The sequence below is a fragment of the Saccharothrix sp. CB00851 genome (assembly GCF_001905065.1).
GTDB lineage: Bacteria > Actinomycetota > Actinomycetes > Mycobacteriales > Pseudonocardiaceae > Actinosynnema.
Window position 1 is genome coordinate 19,578 of record NZ_LWLC01000034.1, and the last position, 16,652, is coordinate 36,229.

The 16,652-nt window shown below is 70.5% G+C and carries 13 protein-coding genes and 2 pseudogenes; 5 read left to right on the forward strand and 10 right to left on the reverse strand.

The features are described 5' to 3' along the window. Positions 1-26 precede the first annotated feature (26 nt). The 5 genes and pseudogenes from A6A25_RS28870 to A6A25_RS28890 form a co-directional block, all read right to left on the reverse strand. Positions 27-1,950, reverse strand: a pseudogene (locus A6A25_RS28870) (VirB4 family type IV secretion system protein). Further along, on the reverse strand, positions 1,950-3,194 hold the full coding sequence (locus tag A6A25_RS28875) for a PrgI family protein (protein ID WP_073895542.1): 1,245 nt from the start codon (positions 3,192-3,194) through the stop codon (positions 1,950-1,952). The pseudogene A6A25_RS28870 and the gene A6A25_RS28875 overlap by 1 nt, the downstream one beginning before the upstream one ends. Next, on the reverse strand, positions 3,191-5,245 hold the full coding sequence (locus tag A6A25_RS28880; RefSeq protein ID WP_241828972.1) for a hypothetical protein: 2,055 nt from the start codon (positions 5,243-5,245) through the stop codon (positions 3,191-3,193). The genes A6A25_RS28875 and A6A25_RS28880 overlap by 4 nt, the downstream gene beginning before the upstream one ends. A gap of 210 nt (positions 5,246-5,455) precedes the next feature. Next, on the reverse strand, positions 5,456-5,773 hold the full coding sequence (locus A6A25_RS28885) for a pilin (protein ID WP_073895543.1): 318 nt from the start codon (positions 5,771-5,773) through the stop codon (positions 5,456-5,458). Between the two features lie 200 nt (positions 5,774-5,973). Further along, positions 5,974-7,032: a hypothetical protein gene (locus A6A25_RS28890; RefSeq protein WP_073895544.1), complete on the reverse strand. Its 1,059-nt coding sequence runs from the start codon at positions 7,030-7,032 to the stop codon at positions 5,974-5,976. 539 nt (positions 7,033-7,571) lie between these two features. Between A6A25_RS28890 and A6A25_RS28895 the strand changes: the two genes are divergently transcribed. The 5 genes and pseudogenes from A6A25_RS28895 (at position 7,572) to A6A25_RS45880 (ending at position 11,580) form a co-directional block, all read left to right on the forward strand. After that, positions 7,572-8,708, forward strand: coding sequence for a hypothetical protein (locus A6A25_RS28895; protein ID WP_083668768.1), 1,137 nt, complete (start codon positions 7,572-7,574; stop codon positions 8,706-8,708). Continuing rightward, the gene (locus A6A25_RS28900) at positions 8,705-9,928 is read left to right on the forward strand and encodes a TRM11 family SAM-dependent methyltransferase (RefSeq protein WP_083668769.1); all 1,224 of its coding nucleotides are present in this window, start codon (positions 8,705-8,707) and stop codon (positions 9,926-9,928) included. The genes A6A25_RS28895 and A6A25_RS28900 overlap by 4 nt, the downstream gene beginning before the upstream one ends. Continuing rightward, positions 9,925-10,476 (forward strand): annotated as a pseudogene (locus A6A25_RS45870) (DNA cytosine methyltransferase); the annotation flags it as partial. The gene A6A25_RS28900 and the pseudogene A6A25_RS45870, both read left to right, overlap by 4 nt. Before the next feature lie 184 nt (positions 10,477-10,660). Then, complete coding sequence (locus A6A25_RS45875) at positions 10,661-10,924, forward strand: hypothetical protein (protein WP_241828999.1); 264 nt, start codon at positions 10,661-10,663, stop codon at positions 10,922-10,924. Positions 10,925-10,980: 56 nt separating this feature from the next. Then, positions 10,981-11,580, forward strand: coding sequence for a hypothetical protein (locus A6A25_RS45880; protein ID WP_241829000.1), 600 nt, complete (start codon positions 10,981-10,983; stop codon positions 11,578-11,580). Between the two features lie 35 nt (positions 11,581-11,615). Here the strand turns inward: A6A25_RS45880 and A6A25_RS28910 are convergent, their stop codons facing one another. The 5 genes from A6A25_RS28910 to A6A25_RS28930 all read right to left on the reverse strand — a co-directional run. Continuing rightward, positions 11,616-12,488 carry a hypothetical protein gene (locus A6A25_RS28910; protein ID WP_073895545.1) on the reverse strand — a complete coding sequence of 291 codons (873 nt, stop codon included), beginning with the start codon at positions 12,486-12,488 and terminating at the stop codon, positions 11,616-11,618. Beyond that, positions 12,485-13,072, reverse strand: a complete 588-nt coding sequence (locus A6A25_RS28915; RefSeq protein WP_143193474.1) for a DUF6262 family protein — start codon at positions 13,070-13,072, stop codon at positions 12,485-12,487. Before A6A25_RS28915 ends, A6A25_RS28910 begins: the two co-directional genes overlap by 4 nt. A 7-nt stretch (positions 13,073-13,079) precedes the next feature. Continuing rightward, a complete protein-coding gene (locus A6A25_RS28920) occupies positions 13,080-14,162 on the reverse strand; it encodes a tyrosine-type recombinase/integrase (protein WP_198932901.1) in 1,083 nt (360 codons plus the stop codon). Then, positions 14,159-15,520, reverse strand: coding sequence for a hypothetical protein (locus A6A25_RS28925; RefSeq protein WP_143193475.1), 1,362 nt, complete (start codon positions 15,518-15,520; stop codon positions 14,159-14,161). Before A6A25_RS28925 ends, A6A25_RS28920 begins: the two co-directional genes overlap by 4 nt. Positions 15,521-15,526: 6 nt before the next feature. Further along, positions 15,527-16,652: tyrosine-type recombinase/integrase (locus tag A6A25_RS28930; protein WP_241828973.1), on the reverse strand; the 1,126-nt coding region annotated here is incomplete at its 5' end.

Genomic DNA, 16,652 nt, shown 5'->3' on the forward strand with positions numbered 1-16,652 from the left:
GCGCATGAGGTGGTCGTGCGTGAGGATCAGGCGGCGTCGAGGTGGACCTGGTCGTCGTCGCCGGAGCCGAACTCGTCTCCGTCGAAGCCCAGGTCGACGAACGCGGCCTCGGCCTCATCGACCGGTTCGGCGGTGTCGGCGTACGCGGCGAGTTCGGCTGGGTTGCTGGTGACCAGGTAGTGCTCGGTGGGCGAGGCGATGCTCTGAAACGCCACCCGCTGCGTCCCTGCCGACAGCAAGCCCTGGCCACGATCGGCCGAGAGCAGGAACGCACGCTCCCCGGCGGAGAGGTCGAAGGTCTGGGTGATCTCGTCGATGGCCTGCGACGCCTGCCGCAGCAGGATCTGGGTGGCCGCGTTCGCCACGACCGCCTTGCCCAGATCGCTGCCGAGCACGTCGGCGGTGTCCTGGGTCGCCACGGTCAACCCGGCCCAGTGCTTGCGCGATGCCTTGGCCATGCGGAACAGGAACTCCGCCCCGGACTTCTCCTTCATCAGCAGCCACGCCTCGTCCACCACGACCAAACGCGGGCGCCGGATCGCCGGATTGCTGACCCGCCGCCATACCGCGTCGAGCGTGAGCAGGGTGCCGATGCCCTTCAGCTCGTCCGGCAGGTCGCGGAGGCTGAACACCACCAGGTGCCCTTCGGGGTTGACGCTGCTGGGCCCGTCGAACAGCTGCTTGAACGCGCCCTCGACGAACGGGTGCAGCCTCGCCGCCAGCTCGCCCGCGGCCCGGTCGCCGGCCTGCCCGGCGACCGCGAGCTGGTCCCGCAAGACCCGCAGGGTCGGGGACGGCCTGGTCCAGGTCCGGGCGTCGGCGGTGATCCCCACGCTCTGGTACGTCGCGGCGATCGCCCGGTCCAACGCCGCCCGCTCCGCCGCCTCCAGCTCCCCATCGACCAGAACGGCGATGACGGTGTGCAGGAACAGGCTGCGCCGCACGAGCGCGTCCTTCGGGGCGGTGCGTCGGCCGTCGGCGCGGGTATGGATCGGTAGGTCGAAGGGGTTGAGGCGCACGCCTCGCGCCGAGGTGAACGTAGGTGCCGCCGACCGCCGCGGCCAGCCGGGCGTACTCGTCCTCCGGGTCGACGACCGCGATCTCGATCCCCCGGTACAAGCTGCGCAGCAGCTCCAGCTTCACCAAGTAGGACTTGCCCGCGCCGGAGCGGCCGAGGATCACCGAGTTGTGGTTGTGCATCCCGTCGCCGAACCGATCCCAGTGCACCAAACCTTGGGAGCCGACGTTGTAGCCGTAGAGCACACCCGACGGCGCCGCGACCGAGGTGGGGTCCGGGGCAGGGAGGTCGGGGCTGGTGAACGGGAACGCCGCCGCCAACGCCGAGGTGTCGAACGTCCTGCGCATCCCGATGAGGTCCAGGCCCATCGGCAATGTCGACACCCAGCCCTGCAGGGACCGGTAGGTGGTGTGCTTCGCGTCGAGCAACAGGCTCGCGCACAGCGACCGCAGCGCGGCCACCTCGTCGGCGAGGGCTATCTCGGTGGCGGCGTGGATGGTCAGGTACAGGCCGACTCGGAACAGCTTCCCCTCACCGCGGGCCACCCTTGAGGACAGGTCGTAGGCGTCTTCGGTAGCGGCCTCGACCTGGGGGTCGAACAGGCGGCCGTGCTCGGCGGTGTGACGCCGCCCGGCCTCCAGCTTCGCCAGTTGCTTCTTCAACCGGGAGGCGGCGGTAGCGGGGTCGATCGGCTCGATGTGCACCGAGACGTCCAGCCGACCGGGGTAGGTCAGCAGCGGCGACAGCCAGCCGGGGTGCACCTCGCGCGGGAAGCCGACCACGGCGAAGCTGGAGACCCACTCACCGCCGACCTCCAGGTGCCGGGCGGCCACCGACAGGGCGTCGGGGGTGAACGCGGCGGCTGCTGATGAGGCTGTCGCCGGGGCGGCCGGCCTGTGGTTGGCACGGGTCTTGCGTGTGCGGGAGGCCATCAGGACCGCCCCCTCTCGTCCTCGTCCTCGTCCTCGTAGTCCCAGTCGTCCTCGTACTCGTCGCTGTCCTCCGACTGCCTCGACGGCGCGTGGGTGGATGCCGTGGTGGTGTGCGCGAAGTAGGAGCTGTCGTCGATGTCGTCCTCGGTGAGGTCCGCGCCGGAGGTGGTGATGACCTCGTCCGCGCCGGCCAGCCCTGCCGAGGGCGGGAGCAGGCTGTCGGGGTTGCACGCCGAGGCCAGCACCGCTGTGGCCTGTCCGGCGTCGAGCGGGGTGACGACGATCCCGGCCGGCGACAGCAACTCGATCGCCTCGCCGAGACGGCGCACCAGACGGGACTCCGCCGCTCGCCGGGTTCCGGCGTCCACCTGACCGGCCGCCTGCTTGCCGCGCTTGCCCACCATCGACCCGAGCACCGCCATCGGACCGGGCCCGCCCAACCCGTCGGTCGGGGTCGCGACGCCGAGCGGCTCGCGCAGCACGAGCAGCACCTGGCGGCGCAGCAGGTCGGATTGCTGCCCGAGCTGGATCAGGTAGTCGGCGTGCTCGACTGCGGCGGCCTCCAGCGCGGGATGCGGCAGGCCGCCCGCGCGCTCCCGCAGTTCGGCGATCTGGGCGGAGAGGTCGAGCCGTTCGGTGCGCACGAGCACCTGCACCGGCGCGGTCAGCGAGTGCAGGTAGCGACCGAACGAGGCGACCAACGCTTCCTGCTCGTTCGGTGTCCTGAGTGCGAAGTTCACCGTCGAGGCGACCGCCACCACTGCCAGCCCATCGGCGCCCAGGTCGACCACGCCGGTCTCGGTGACAGCCTCGGCCGGCAGCCGCAACGCCGAGGGCGACACCTGCTCGGACGGCCTCGCCTTGCTCTTGCCGCCCTTGCGACGACCTGCTGTCTGGCTTGCGGTCCGGTCGGTGTCCGGAGTGAGCCAGGCAGGGGCCGGGCGCACGCCCTCGGGCGCGGCCACGCGGTGCCGGGGTGCGACCCGCTGCTGGATCGCGGCGACGAGCAGTTTGTCCATCGGCATCCCGTCGCGCTTGCCCAGGGCGAGCATCGCCGAGGCGGCGCCGACCGGGACGGCGAAGGCCAGGAACACCGGGATCGGGATGATGGCACGGGTGGCCGCCCAGATCAGGTACAGCACCGCCCCGGCAGCGGCGAGAATGGCCAGTTGGCGTGCGGTCAGCGGCCCGAGGACACGGTCGTGCATGTCGACGTCGGCCGGGATGCGGACGGGAGCGGTCATGAGGTCTTACCTCCTGGTTTGGGGCTCGGCCGTGCCGGTGGTGGTGACGGTGGTGAGCTGAAGACCGGCGTCGTCGGCGGCTTAGGTGGCTTGGGTAGATCCAGCGGCAACCGCAGCTGTTGTCCCGTGCGCGGCGCGGGGCGAGGCGAGGGCGCCGGTGGCGGAGCGGGTGCGGGCTGGGGCGCGGGAGCCCGACGCACGCCATCCAGTGGCAGCGGGTATTGGCCGCTGCGGGTCGCCCGGTTGCCCTTGTACGGGTCGAAGGGCAGCTCCGGCTGGACTGTCCGACGTCCACTCGGTCGTGGGCTCGGCGGAGGCGGCGGACTCGCCGGGCGCGGCACTCGACGCACCCCGTCCAGGGGCAGCGGGTACTGCCCGGACCGGTTCGGGCGGTTGCCCCGGTAGGGGTCCAACGGCAACTCGAGCTGCTTGCCGCCGCCCGTGCGGGTGCGACGGCCGCCGGTGTCCGTCCCGGTGGGTGAGGCCGGTGGTGGCGTCGTGCGCTGGACGTCCAAGGGCAGCCGGTACTGCCCGTCGCGGCCGAGCACGGGCTTGTTCTCCGGCCAGTCGTCACCCAAGGGCAGCGCCAGCTGGCGGCCCTGCGGACCAGAGGACTTCGGAGTCGGGCCGGGCTTCGGCTTCGGCGTGGGCTTGCCCGTCGGGCGGGTCCGGCGCACGCCGGGCAGCGGCAGCACGTACTGCCCGTTCGCGGTGGTGCGCGCGTTGGTGTACGGGTTGGACGAACCTCCGCTGCCGCTGGAACCTCCGCCGCCGTTGCCGCCCCGGCCGCCGCCCGAGGGACGAGGCTTCGGGCTCTTGCCCCCGCCGCCACCGCCCAGCAAACCGAAGGTCTTGTAGGCGAGGAAGCCCTTGACCAGCGACCCGATCAGACCACTCCGGCCGCTACCGCCGCGCACCGACGACAGCACCCAGAACGGGATCTTGAACAGGATGTACATCAGCGCGAGCGCGACCAGGAGGTTGACCAACCCGGACATGGTCGGGCCGAAGATGGTGAACCCGCCGGGGGCGAGGAACACCTTCATCGCGGTGATCAGGGTCAGGCTCTGGCCGAGCTGGATGGCGAGGCAGCCGCCGTAGGCTTTCCACCACCAGTAGGCGATGCCCTCGGTCTGGGGCAGGGCGTGGAACATCAGCGCCAGCGGCGCCCCGGCGATGAGGATGATGGTCAGCGCGACCCGCACCACGTAGGTGATGAGCAGCGCGACGAGCATCCCGGCAAGGAAGATGCCGATGAAGATGATCCAGATGCCGCCGTTGAGACTGCCCAGCACGAGGTTGCGCAGCGTCTCGCCCGCAGAGTTCGCGTCGACCCCGCCGCCCATGATCGCCGCGACGAGTGCGTTGGCGATCTGGATGCCCTTGGTCGCTACCCACAAGCTCAAGGCGCCGGCCAGGAACCCGACCACCAGGCGCGGCGCGAGTTCCTTGATGGAGTGTCGGGTCTGGACGGTCTGGTAGCCCATCGCGATGACTCCGGCGATGAGTACGAGCAGGCCGTAGGAGACGAGCAGGATCTGCCAGGAGTTGTCCCACAGCTCGCCCACGCGCGGCAGCGAGTCCGGCATCGGCGTGGTCAACAGCGTCTTGGACAGCAGGTCCAGTAGCGGGTTGAGTGCCTCGGTGACGATGCCCCGAAAGAAGGCGTTGATGGCCTCGGTGATGCAGGCACCGATGTCGGAGATCCCGCACTCGTCCTCGGGCTCCTCACCCTGTCCGGGCTGCCCCGTGCCGGGGTTGGTCGGCGGTGTCGTGGTGGCACCGGGCTGCGGGATGCAGCCCTCGCCGGTGCACGGCGGCTTGGTTGGAGTGGTCGTCGTCGGCGTGGGCAGCGTGCAGATCGGCAGCGGCGGCGAGCCCGGACCACAAGGGTCCGGATCGACCGTCGGGATCGGGACCGGCAACTGGTTGGTCGGCGGTGCGGGTTGCGCGGCAGCAGCCGGGGCCACCGGTGTACCCGAGTCCGGAGCGAACGCCGCCGAGGCGAGGGTGCCGCCCAACAGGACGACCAGGCTCACCGCCAACGCCACCAGTGCCCGGCTCCGCGTGAACCGGAGGAGTCGCCCGGTCCGGCGGGACCGCCGGGAGCTCGCGGCCGGAGGCGCGAGCATCTCCCGGCGGTCCGCCGACACCGACCCGCGTCGCGCGGTGGGCGTAGTGGCGTGCAGCGAGCCGACGGTAGGGCCGACCGATGTGCGGCGTGGGGCAGACCTGACCGGCCTGTTCGGCGGGCGCATCGGTCAGGCCCCCACGATGCCCTTGAGCACGGTGACGACCAGTGGAGCGAGAGCGGCCAGGGCGTAGCCGATCCCGGCCGCCTTGAAGCACTCCTTGGCCTTCTCCTGCTCGCCGGGGTCACCGCCGCCGAACACGCGGCGGACGCCCCCGATGGTGAGAAACACCGTCGCCAGCCCGGCGAGGATGCCCATCAGCCAGTTGCGGATGTTGGTCAGGACCTCGTCGACGCTGCCCGCGATCGCGACGACCACCGTGTCGGCGTGCGCCGTCGCGCCGGAGGCCAGCAGCGCCACCACGACCAGTTCGGCGACCAGCAACACACGTCGGCGGATGCTGCGGCGACGGTCGCTACGCTCTCCAGAGGTCGGAGGTGTATCGCCGTCGTGGGCTGGCCGCTGAGGGCCCGCGCACGTCGGTGTGTGGGCCCGCGAGGTCGCCTTGCGACGACCGACAACAGGTCCGCGGTGAGGCCGGTTGTCACCGGGCCGGCGGGGGTTGTGAGGGCGAACAGGGGTACGAGTCAGGCGCATCGCGACACTCCCGGAGTCGTGCCCGACGGCCGCTGTGCCGAGTGCTGTGTGGACTCGCGCGGCGGCGTGGGCGAAGAGGTGGTGTGCGCGGGGGTGGCTGGTTTCCTCCCGCACCCCTGAACTCCGGAAAATCGGCCCTGCGGGGACACGCGGTCGCCGACTTTCTTCGCCGTGCGCGTCGCCAGATCAGTGACATTGCGTGACGGCGAGGCAGTGGCGGTCGAGTGCTGGGCGGCGGCGGTGATGGTCACCGCGTCGGCCACCTGGGTCGCCACGTCGCCCTCGCGCGGACCGGAGTGCGGGGTGTCGGTGGTGTCGTCGAGCAGGTAGGCGACCAGGCGGTGCTCGGCGCGTTGGCGCGCCTTCTTCGCCGCTTGGTAGGAGAGGTTGCGTTCGGCCGCGGCGTCGGCCAGCGGCACACCTTCCAGCCGGGTGGAGCCGATGAGTTCGGCCTCGGTGGAGGTGATTGCGTGCTCGGCCACGGCGCGGGCGAGGACGAAGTCGGGATGGCCCCACGGGGGCGGCGGCATCGTCGAGCGGAACCCGTGTCCCGAGGGCACCGGAGCGTCCAGCGCCTCGCGCACGGCGGTGTGGCCGGCGCGGTAGGCGGCCCACCGCAGACGCAACATGACGCGCGGACGGCGCAGGTCGATCTCGCCGAGCTCGGCGACGAAACCGGCGAGCACCGCAGCGTGGATGTCGCTCGGGTCACCGGCGAACTTCGCCGACAAGGTGGCGGCGATGGAGGTCAGCGCGGGCAGCGCGACACCGACCGCGCCGACGGTCCAGGCGCCGCCTTCGGTGCGGGCGAGCAGGACCAGGTGTGCCCACGCCGCGTCCCGCAGCGTCTGCGGACAGCGACGGCGCAGCAGCCGGTCGCGTAGCTCGTTCAGCGGCACCCGGCGCGCCGGAAGACCGGGGAACAACCGGCCGTCCACCGACACCGGATTCGGTCCGGCGACCAGCCACTCGAACGCCGACCGCGCCGCGTCCAGCGGCATGGAGTCGCGCTCGAAACCGGAGCGCGGAATAGCCTCACGTGAACTCATGGAATGGCTCCCGAAAGCAAGTCGGAATCAACGACTTGCCCAGGACGCCACGGTGGGTAGTACCAACCGATAACCAAACTGGTACCGAACTAGTACCGCAGAGGTACCGGCGATCATCGCGCCCGCGACACAGGTGTCACAAGATCCACTGTGACCGTCTTTGTCGATCACCGAGCACGTGAAATCAAGATCAAAGCGACTTGCCCGGTAATATCCTTCTAGCTGGCAAAACCGGTTCCCGGTACTAGTTCGGTACCAGTTCGGTCATAGCCGTGAGCGCGCCGTCACGCGCTGCGACCGGCCGGAGTGCCCGCGATCTCCGCCAGGATCGGAAAAAGCGCACGGCCCCTTCTTCTGGACTCGCCGCCTCCCTCTGCGCGGACACGCGCGCGTGAACCTTTCCCGACTATTCGCGGCCCATGAAAGTCGGTTGAGAAAAGTGACGGAGGCGTGTCCCCAAAGGGGCTGTATTTCGGAGTTCAGGGGTGTCATCAGCGCCTCACACCGACAGGCGCACCCAGCCTGGCGAAGGGACACCCGTGACCCAGTCCGACAGCTCTGCCCGCCGCTCGCCCCGACGGCGCGCCGACTCCACCCACCCGGCTCCGGCCCGCCCCGGCGGGCACCGGGGCGGCGACCGCCGACCCTGGCCGACCGCGCCGACCACCACCCGCGTCAGCCCCGGCAAGCCCGCGAAGTCCACGGCGGGCACCGGCCGCTCGCGCTCGCGCGGGTCGGCCTCGACCCCGACCCCGGCGACCGTCTGGACTGCCGGCTCAGCACCGATCGACCTCGACGCCACGTGGCCCGCGGCCCTCGTCGAGCGGATCGTCACCTCGTTCAGCAAGCCCGCCGAACGAGTCGTGCTGCTGGACTGGTCGACCTCCGACCGCACCCGCCCGACGCTCGGCGTGGTCGGTGCCGACGGCGTCATCGACCACGCCCCCGGAACCGAGCCCGACCCCGAACTGGCCGACGCCATCGCCGCCGTCGAACGCCTCGACCGAGCCGCGCGCGTCGAGCGAGTCCCGGTCGACGCGACGTCGACCGGCCCGGCGTCCCGCCCGTTCTGGGCCGACCTCGTCGGCGGGGTGGGTCCGGCTCCCGCGACCATCCCCACGGCACCGGAAGTCGCCGTCGAGGTGCCCTTCCCGGACGCGGTGACCGAACGCGTGGACAGCGCCGACTTGATCGTCACCAGCCTGCCGCCGCACCGCTCCGGCGACCGCGGTCCCGGCATCACCGCCGACCTCATCGCGCTCTACGCGGCACGGCGTCTCCGGGTCGGCGGCGTCCTAGTCGTACTCACTCATTGTGACTGGACGTCGGGCGAGCTGACCGACCCGACGGGCGCGGTGGTGACCGCAGGACAGAACGCCGACCTGCTCTACCTCCAGCACATCGTCGCCCTGCACACGCCCGTCCGCGACGGCCGTTTCCACCTCGCCGACGCCCACTCCGACCCCCACTCCGACAGAGTCCACGGCGACCGCGACACGGACGACGGTGACGCACGTGCGCGTCACCGCGCCTCGGTGCGCGGGCTGCCCGCGCCGCATCGGCGCATCCACTCCGACGTCCTCGTCTTCGCTCAGCCGCACGACCACCAGCCGACATCCCCGGCGTCGCCGAGTGCGCCTGCGGATGCGGTCTCGCAGCCCGGAGACCTCCGATGAACCTCGGGACCAACCCCGCGCCGAACGACGCCCTCGCCCACCCCGGACTGCACCGCCAGGAAGGCACTCCCGTGACGCACGACGCCACCCACCAGCCCACCACTGAGCCCTCCGCGACCACCGCCGCAGCGGTCGGCGACGAGCCGACCCAGCGCATCCCGCACGCGCTCATCGCCGCGCTCGACACCCCGCCCACCGCTGTGGACAACTCTGTGGACAGCGGTGAGCGGAAGGACGGCGCGGAGCCGCCCGCGGTGTCGGTGTGGACGACCGCGCAGACGTCGCCGGCCGCCCAGCGCAAGAACAAGTACACGCCCGAGTCGACCGCGCATCCGGCCAAGATGCTGCCCGAGGTCGTCCGCCACGCCGTCACCCACTACACCAAGCCCGGCGAGCTGGTGCTCGACCCGATGTGCGGCATCGGCACCACCCTCGTCGAAGCTGTCCGGCTCGGTCGCCGCGCCGTCGGCGTGGAGTACGAACCCCACTGGGTCGAGGTTGCGAACGCGAATCTCGACGTCGCGCGGGAGCAGGGCGTCGGCGGTGAAAAGGGGATCGACGCGCGGGTGTTCCACGGCGACGCCCGCCAGCTCGTGACGCTGCTGCCGCCCGAGTACGTCGGCCAGGCGGCGCTCGTGGTGACCTCCCCGCCCTACGGTCCCTCGACCCACGGGCAGGTGTCGGTCGCGCCCGGCGCGGGGGTGCAGAAGTACCACCACCTCTATGGCAACACCCTCGACCGCGGCAACCTCGCCAACATCGGCCACCACCGGCTGCTGGCCGGGTTCACCCGGATCCTCGCGGCGCTGCGCACCTTCCTGAAGCCCGGTGGGCACATCGCGATCACCATCCGGCCGTGGCGCGAGCACGCCGAGCTGATCGACCTGCCCTCGCAGATCCTCGCGTGCGGTCGCGCGGCCGGCCTGATCCCGGTTGAGCGCAATGTCGCGCTGCTCGCCCGTGCCGCCGAGACCGACCTCGTGGCCCGCGGGTCGTTCTTCCAACGCGACTTCATCCGCAAGCAGCGGGAGGCCGGACTGCCGCTGCACCTGATCGCCCACGAGGACGTCCTCGTATTCCGCACCGCCCTGCACAAGTCCGCCGGCGGCACTGCGGCCGGTACTTCGGCGGGGGACGTGGTGGACCTCGTGCAGTACCGCTCGCGGCGGTCCGCGGGTGCCGCGCGTAGCAGTGCGGCCGAGCGAGGCCAGGCGGCATGACACGCCGTTCGCCGCGCTCACGCCGCGAGCGGACGGCCAGTCCGCTCACGCTCGTCCCGGCCCCGGCGGTGACGCCGGGGCCGGGACGGCGGACCCGCCCTGTCACCGGACCTGCTCCGGTCGTGGGCTCGCTATGCACCGGCTACGGCGGCCTGGACCTCGGAGTGCTAGCCGCTCTCGGCGGCGGCCGGATCGCCTGGGTCGCCGACCCCGACCCACACATCGCTCAGATCCTCGACGCCCGGACACCGGGCATCCCGAACCTCGGCGACCTGCGACACATCGACTGGGCCGCCGTAGAACCGGTCGACGTGCTCGTCGCGGGGTTCCCCTGCCAAGACATCTCCGCCGCCGGGAAGCGCGCGGGCATCGAGAAAGGAGTCCGCAGTGGGCTGTGGGCCGACATTGTGGCGGGCCTTCGCGTACTACGACCCGCGCTCATCGTGGTGGAGAACGTCGCCGCTCTTCGCTGGCGCAACGGAGGACTCCACCGTGTACTCGGCGACCTGGCCGAAGCGGGGTATGACGCGCTCTGGCGTAGCGTCCGCGCCGCCGACGTCGGAGCCGCGCACCGCCGCGAGCGGGTGTTCCTGCTCGCCTGGCTGCGCGAGCCCGGCCACGGTCGACGAGGCGGAGATGCTGCCGACGCCGACCGCGCACGACGGCTCGTCCAATGGCATCAGCGCCGCCAGCAGACAGGGCGGTCCATCACTGCTGGATCGGCTTCGGTTGTTGCCGACTCCGCGAGCCTCGGACACCGGAACCGCGGGCCGCAGGGCGGGAGCGGGGTTCCGGCCGCCGCTGTCGCAGCAGGTGCTCCCGCTGGTGGACCCCGAGGCGTTCCTGCCGACGCCACGCGCGACGGACGGGACGAAGGGCTGCCCGGCGCAGCGGGGCTCCAAGGGCGACCTGATGCTGCCCTCGGCGGTCATCCGCCTGCTCACCCCGCCGGCGCACCACCGGGTCAACGGCAGCGAGACCGACGACATCTCGTAGCGGTACCCAACCCGGACAGCACGACGCGTCGGGCATCCGGCGCCGAGTCGGCACCGGTGAACTGGGGTGTCTACGAAGCGGCGATCCGCCGCTGGGAAGCGGTGCTGGGCCGCCCGACACCACACCCGACACAGCCCGGCAACCACGGCCGCCCGGTCCTTGCGCCCGCCTTCGTCGAGCACCTCATGGGCCTTTCTGTCAGCCTCGAAAATGATCGAGGTGGGCGAACGCAGAGTCCGTGCAGTTCATCGACATCTGACAGGCCTTCGGTTCGTGTGCAACAGGTGTCGTGCACGGGTTTGTCAGCGATCTCTGGTGTGACCTCGGAAGCCGGGAACGGTGACGATGTCGAGCGGATCGACTGGGGCGAGTACGAGTCAGCGATCCGACGGTGGGAGGCCATCGTGGGCAGGCCCGCGCCGCACCCGACCCAGCCTGGACGGCATGGCCGGCCGGTGTTGTCCGCACGCTTCGTTGAGTTCCTGATGGGCTTGGACGACGGCTTCGTGTCCAGCCTGGACATTCCGCGAACTGCGCAGCTGCGCGCGCTGGGCAACGGAGTTGTGCCGCAGCAGGCGGTGTACGCGATTCGCTTGCTTCTGGCCGACCTGGCCGCCGTATCCGGCCTCGGTCTTGAAGGTGAGTGGGCGGCATGAGCCCGACCGTCTTCGTTTGGAGTTCCCAGCCGAGCTCAGGGCTTTGCCGGGAAATGCTTGAGCAGGAATCGGGCGAGCCCGGTGCACAGCTGCATGCGCAAGCGCGCCTCGTCGGCGTCGGACAGCCCTGGGTGCGAGCCGTTGGGATGCAAGGTCTCCCAGATGCCGTGCAGCATCCTGCCACCGTCGAACTCGGGCAGCGGCTGCCCGATGATTGCAGGAGACCGGGTCCCTCGGGTGTAGAGAGTCTTGATCGCGTCGTTTCCCTGGTTCGCCTTCTTCGTGTCGGTGTAGTTGGTGTGATCAACGGCCAGATTGACGACCAGGCTTTCCATCATGTTGCGAAGCTGGCTGTTGGCCGATGGGTAATCCTGTTCGGTGAAGTGCTTGACGGCCAACCGGTAGTGCGCGCGCGCTTCGGAGTAGCCGCGACTGTCCAATTCGGCCTCCAGCGCAGTGATCTCGGTGCTGATCGGAATCGCGTCTGGATCAACTGGCAAGAGCTGGATCTCGTAGGTGCCGCCGAGGTCCCAGTCACGGCTCGTTTCAATCACGCGAAGCTCGTAGCCGTCGCCCAGCAGCGCCTCCCGCAGTGCGGACAACTTGGCCACCACGTCTCTGTGATACCCAGCAGCGATCCGTTCCGCAGCGAGCTGAACTATCGCCAGCAGGGCGTCATGAGCCTCGCGGTTGCCGCGTTTAGCCATGTCGCGAGCCTTCAACAGCGGGTTTCGCAGAGTCTCATTCTTGTTCGGACTCGCCATCCCGCGATCGACCAGTTCTGCGGTGTCGATGCCGGTGGCGTCGTAGACACCAGACTGCATGAGCAGATCGCGGATGTCGGACTTGCTCATGGTCACGGCCAGCTGAATGAGGTGGCCGAGGGTCTTCGTCGACAGCGTGTTCACGATGGTAAGTCTGCGCCCTCGGGCGCGCTCGGGGCAGCGGATATTCGGTTGAGTTCGGTCATCAGTCGCCGGTTGGTTTCGCGGGCGGCTGCGAGTTCTTCGTCGCGTTCTTCGAGTGCGCGGGTGAGGTCGAGGACGATCTGGCGTTGCTGGTCGATCTCGGCCTGCAGGGCGGCGGTGCTGGTGGCCGCGCCGAGTCCGCTGCGTTCGAACGCCTGCTGGCCGAGCAGTTCGGAGAGCCGGTCTTCCAGGTCGCGGATGTGTCGTGCCTGCCGGTGGTTCTGGGCGTGCAGGTTGGCGTTCTCGGCCAGCACCGAACGGTGGCTGATCACCGTCGAGGCGGGTGACGGGGTGGTGAGTGCCTGGCTGGCGGCGGCCAGCACGGCGGCGTGCAGGTCGGGGTGGCGGTGGATGAACGAGCGGTGCACCCGTGCTCGCGCGGCGACGGAGGAGATGGTGATCTCCGACCCGTCGCCGGTCATGTCGGCCAGTGCCTGCCGTACTCGCTGCTGGCGATGGTCGACGTCGCGTCGGCGGGCCTTGGCCAAGGCGGTGAGGGTGCCGGTTGCCGCGGGTTCGGTCATGGTGTGCTCACCGGGCCGGTGCTGTGGGTGGGCGGATGCTGGGCATGCCGAGGGCGACCGTCTGCCTGGTCTTGCGGATCACGTTGATCGCCTCGGCGATCTGGGTGCGGTCCTGCTCGGTGAGGGTGTCGAGATCAGTTTCGATGCGGCGGATGAGTTGCCGCAGGGTGGTGATCTCCTCGTCGGGCGGGGCCAGCTTGGCGCGGGCCCAGTCCTCGATGTCGGTGGCGGCCTGGAGTCGTTCCTGGTCGGCCAGCAGCTGTTGCAGGTAGGACTTGAGCTCGGGCAGGTAGGACGGGTCGCTGCGGAAGTGCCCGCAGCCCAGGCAGGTGAACTTGTAGGGGCAGGACTGTCCGCCGGCCTTGACGTTGGACGGCTCGGTGCAGATGCCGAACGGGACCGCGACCTGCCCGACGCGGATCCGGGCGTGCTCGTGGGCGAGCAGGCCGCTGAGTTGCCCGAACACGCGGCGGCCGTGGCCGTCGACCTGGTGGGCGCTGACCCGGTCCACCGCGGCGCGGACCCGCTTCTCGGTCACCCGGTAGTAGCCGGCCGTGGTTCCAGTCGAGCGATGTCCGAGCAGTTCGCGCAGCACGTCGGGGTTGACGCCTTCGTCAGCGTGGCGCTGGGCGTAGGTGTGCCGGTAGGCGTAAGGCACCACGGCCACGGGATCGTAGGGCTGCCCGTCCGGCCCGAGCAGCAGGTGCGCGATGGCGTCGATGAAGGCGCGGTGAGCGTTGGTGTAGCTGGACACCGGGATCGGCTTGGTGCCGTCGGTATTGCCCTTGTCCCGCGGGAACAGCGTCAGCTCATCGATCGGTGTGTCGGGGAACTGGTCGCGGACCGCTGCCTGCTGGGCGAGCAGCAGTGTCGCGGTGTCCTCCGCGATCGGCAACCGATGGCCGGGCCGGTTGTTCTTGGAGTCGGAGTAGATCAGCGTGGGCTTGCCGTCATGCTCACGCTGCAGGCAGTCCCAGGCCAGCGCGCAGGCTTCGTCGGGGCGGCGGCCGGTATCGATGAGCAACTCGGTGATCCGCCGCTCGGACAGGCCACTGCGGGACTCGAGCAGGTTCAGGTGCTCGGTGATCACGGCCAGCACCGTGGGCGGCAGATCCCGGCCGCGCTGCTCACGGTCGTCTTCCCGTGGGACGTCACCGCGGCGCAGGGCGAACTCCCCAGGCAGACCGGCGGCGGGTTCCCGTGGCCGGTCATGCCCAGTGCCCGCAGGTCTTCCAGCAGCCGGCGGACCCGCCGCAACGTATTCAGCTGGGTCTTCTCGCTGATCGTGCCGGTGCGGCGGTGATAAGCCAGCCGGTTGGTGAACGTGACGATGTCCGCTCGGCCCAGCACGGCGGCGTCGACACCGTGGTCGTCGCGCGACAGCTGCAGGCTTTCCGACAGACGAGTGGCGGCATTGATGGTGTCGCGCGACGTGGCGGCGGCCTGCCGACCCCGATGCAGCGGCAGGTCCTCGGCGGCCCACTGTTTGATAGCCGCGCGCAGCCACTCCTGGCTGATGCCGGTGAAGTCCAGGGTGCCGGGCAGCCCGAACACCACCAGCTGCCAGATGTCCTTGGCACGTTCGCGTTCCGGGTCCGAGGTGGCGCAGCGCAGCTCGCTCAGCAGGGAGCGGAGCAGGACGCCCGCGTCGTGGCGGATGTCGCTGCTGCGCACCCCGGCGAGATCGAAAACGCTGCCGACTTGGTGGGCGTGCGCGAGCTTAACCAGGTAGCGGATCGTGGTCGGCAGTGTGCGCAGACCAGCGTCGGTGCGGCGCTGCAGACCGACCAGCAACTCCGCCTGTACCTGCTCCGGAAGTCCTTTGAGGACGACGACGTGGCCGAGTGCGACCGGCATCGAGTGCCGGCACCAGGTATCCAGGTCCGTGTCAGGATCGCCGCGCTGGTGCTTACGCCACTGCTTGACGTGTGGCTTGCACAACCCGACCTGGTCATCGGCGCGACGGATGCAGGCCGGCACCCGGCAGTCCCCGTAGGAGGACAAGGGCACGACTTCCGGCCGCGCCAGCCACACCTCCAGAGCGAGGCCGGGGTGTTGCTTGCGCTGCCAGGCATGCGTGCCGCAGAGCCGTTCCCGCACCCGCGACGGGCGTGGGCAGCCGGTCACCCGGCACGGCCGCTCGCCGTGGCTGGCCTTGCCCGACGGGATGGCCGCGAACTGCTCCAGCGTGAGGCCGGTGGCCTTGTGCCGTTTCCAGCAGACAGAGCACAGCTCGGCCCAGCCGGCGCGGGTCGCGGCCTGGCAGTCCACCACCGCGCACTCCCGCAACCCGAGCAGCGCGTCGTCGCGGTCCGGAACCAGCACCCCGATGTCGCTGTCCCACCCGGCCCGAGCCAGAAAGCCCTGCCGCAGCAACAACCGCAGCTCCTCGACCGGCCCGCCGCCGATGCCCGGCAGCGGTGCGGTGCTCGCGGCACCCGAGACCACCATCTCTCACCCGCCCGCCGGGCGTGGGGAACCAACCCGGTCCACCGCGTCACGCAGCCGTTCGCGATCCGGATGTATGTAGACCTCGCTGGAGGTGAACGAGACATGCCCGAGCAGTTCCTTCAACTCGTCCAGCGTCGCCCCAGCGGCGACCACGTTCGTGGCGAACCCGTGCCGCAGCATGTGCGGGCGGATCACGCGCGACAGACCGGCCCGGCGGGACAACGCGGCGAACAACTCGTTGAGCGCGGCCGGGCGCATCGGCGCCCCGATCTGGCCGCGGAACAGGTTCACCAGCAAGAAATCGCACGGCCGCGCGGGAAGACACGCGTTGCGCTCCAACAGGTACTGGTCATAGGCCTGCACCAACAACCAGTCCGCCGGCACCACCCGCGACCTGCGCGACTTCGCCATCGCCCCATTCGGGTTGTCCCGGCGCCGGACGTGCACATGCTCACCCCGAACTCGGCAACCCAGCCTGCTCGCGTGGGGCACAAAGTGCACGTCCTGCAACCGCAGCCCGGCCAGCTCACCGCGCCGGTTACCGATCCGCCACAGCGCCAGCACAATGAACCGGTCCCGTGCGCTGCGGCACGCCCGCACCAGCGCCAGCACCTCCTCATCGGCAGCGGCGTCGACCACGCGTTCCGGCTCGCAGAGCCGATGGCGAGGTCGGCTGCGCAACCCCGTCGGCCGATCGCCCCGCACCTCCGCCGGCAGGCCGATGTCGTCCACCACGTCGAACAAGGCGTCCAACACCCGCCCGTCCACCGCCCCGACAGCGACCGCGTGCCGAAAGAACTCGCGCACCGCCGCCATCACCGAGTTGACCCGGCCCGCGTTGCGGACGACCCGTCGCGGTGCCCCCGGCTCGCCGTCCGAGTCGTAGTACCGAAGCCAGAACACGAACCTGCCCAGCTCGCCCGGCGCCGCCCGCCAGTCCCGGCCGGTGGCAGCGCACCACTCCCACAGCAGCGACAGGGATGTCGCGTACGCCTGCGTGGTGCTCTCCGCCCGGTCCTGCCCCAGTCGTACGTGCAACAGCCACTCGTCGGCCACGGCCACCGGCCGATAACTCGAGTCGAGCACCGTCCAGTACCGCTCGCCGGACGGCAGCCGCACAGGGAAGGAT

Coding starts and splice junctions, on each gene's coding strand:
- A6A25_RS28890 (WP_073895544.1), bottom strand. CDS start 7,032: ATGAGTTCACGTGAGGCTATTCCGCGCTCCGGTTTCGAGCGCGACTCC.
- A6A25_RS28915 (WP_143193474.1), bottom strand. CDS start 13,072: ATGACCGAACCCGCGGCAACCGGCACCCTCACCGCCTTGGCCAAGGCC.
- A6A25_RS28900 (WP_083668769.1), top strand. CDS start 8,705: ATGAACCTCGGGACCAACCCCGCGCCGAACGACGCCCTCGCCCACCCC.
- A6A25_RS28875 (WP_073895542.1), bottom strand. CDS start 3,194: ATGACCGCTCCCGTCCGCATCCCGGCCGACGTCGACATGCACGACCGT.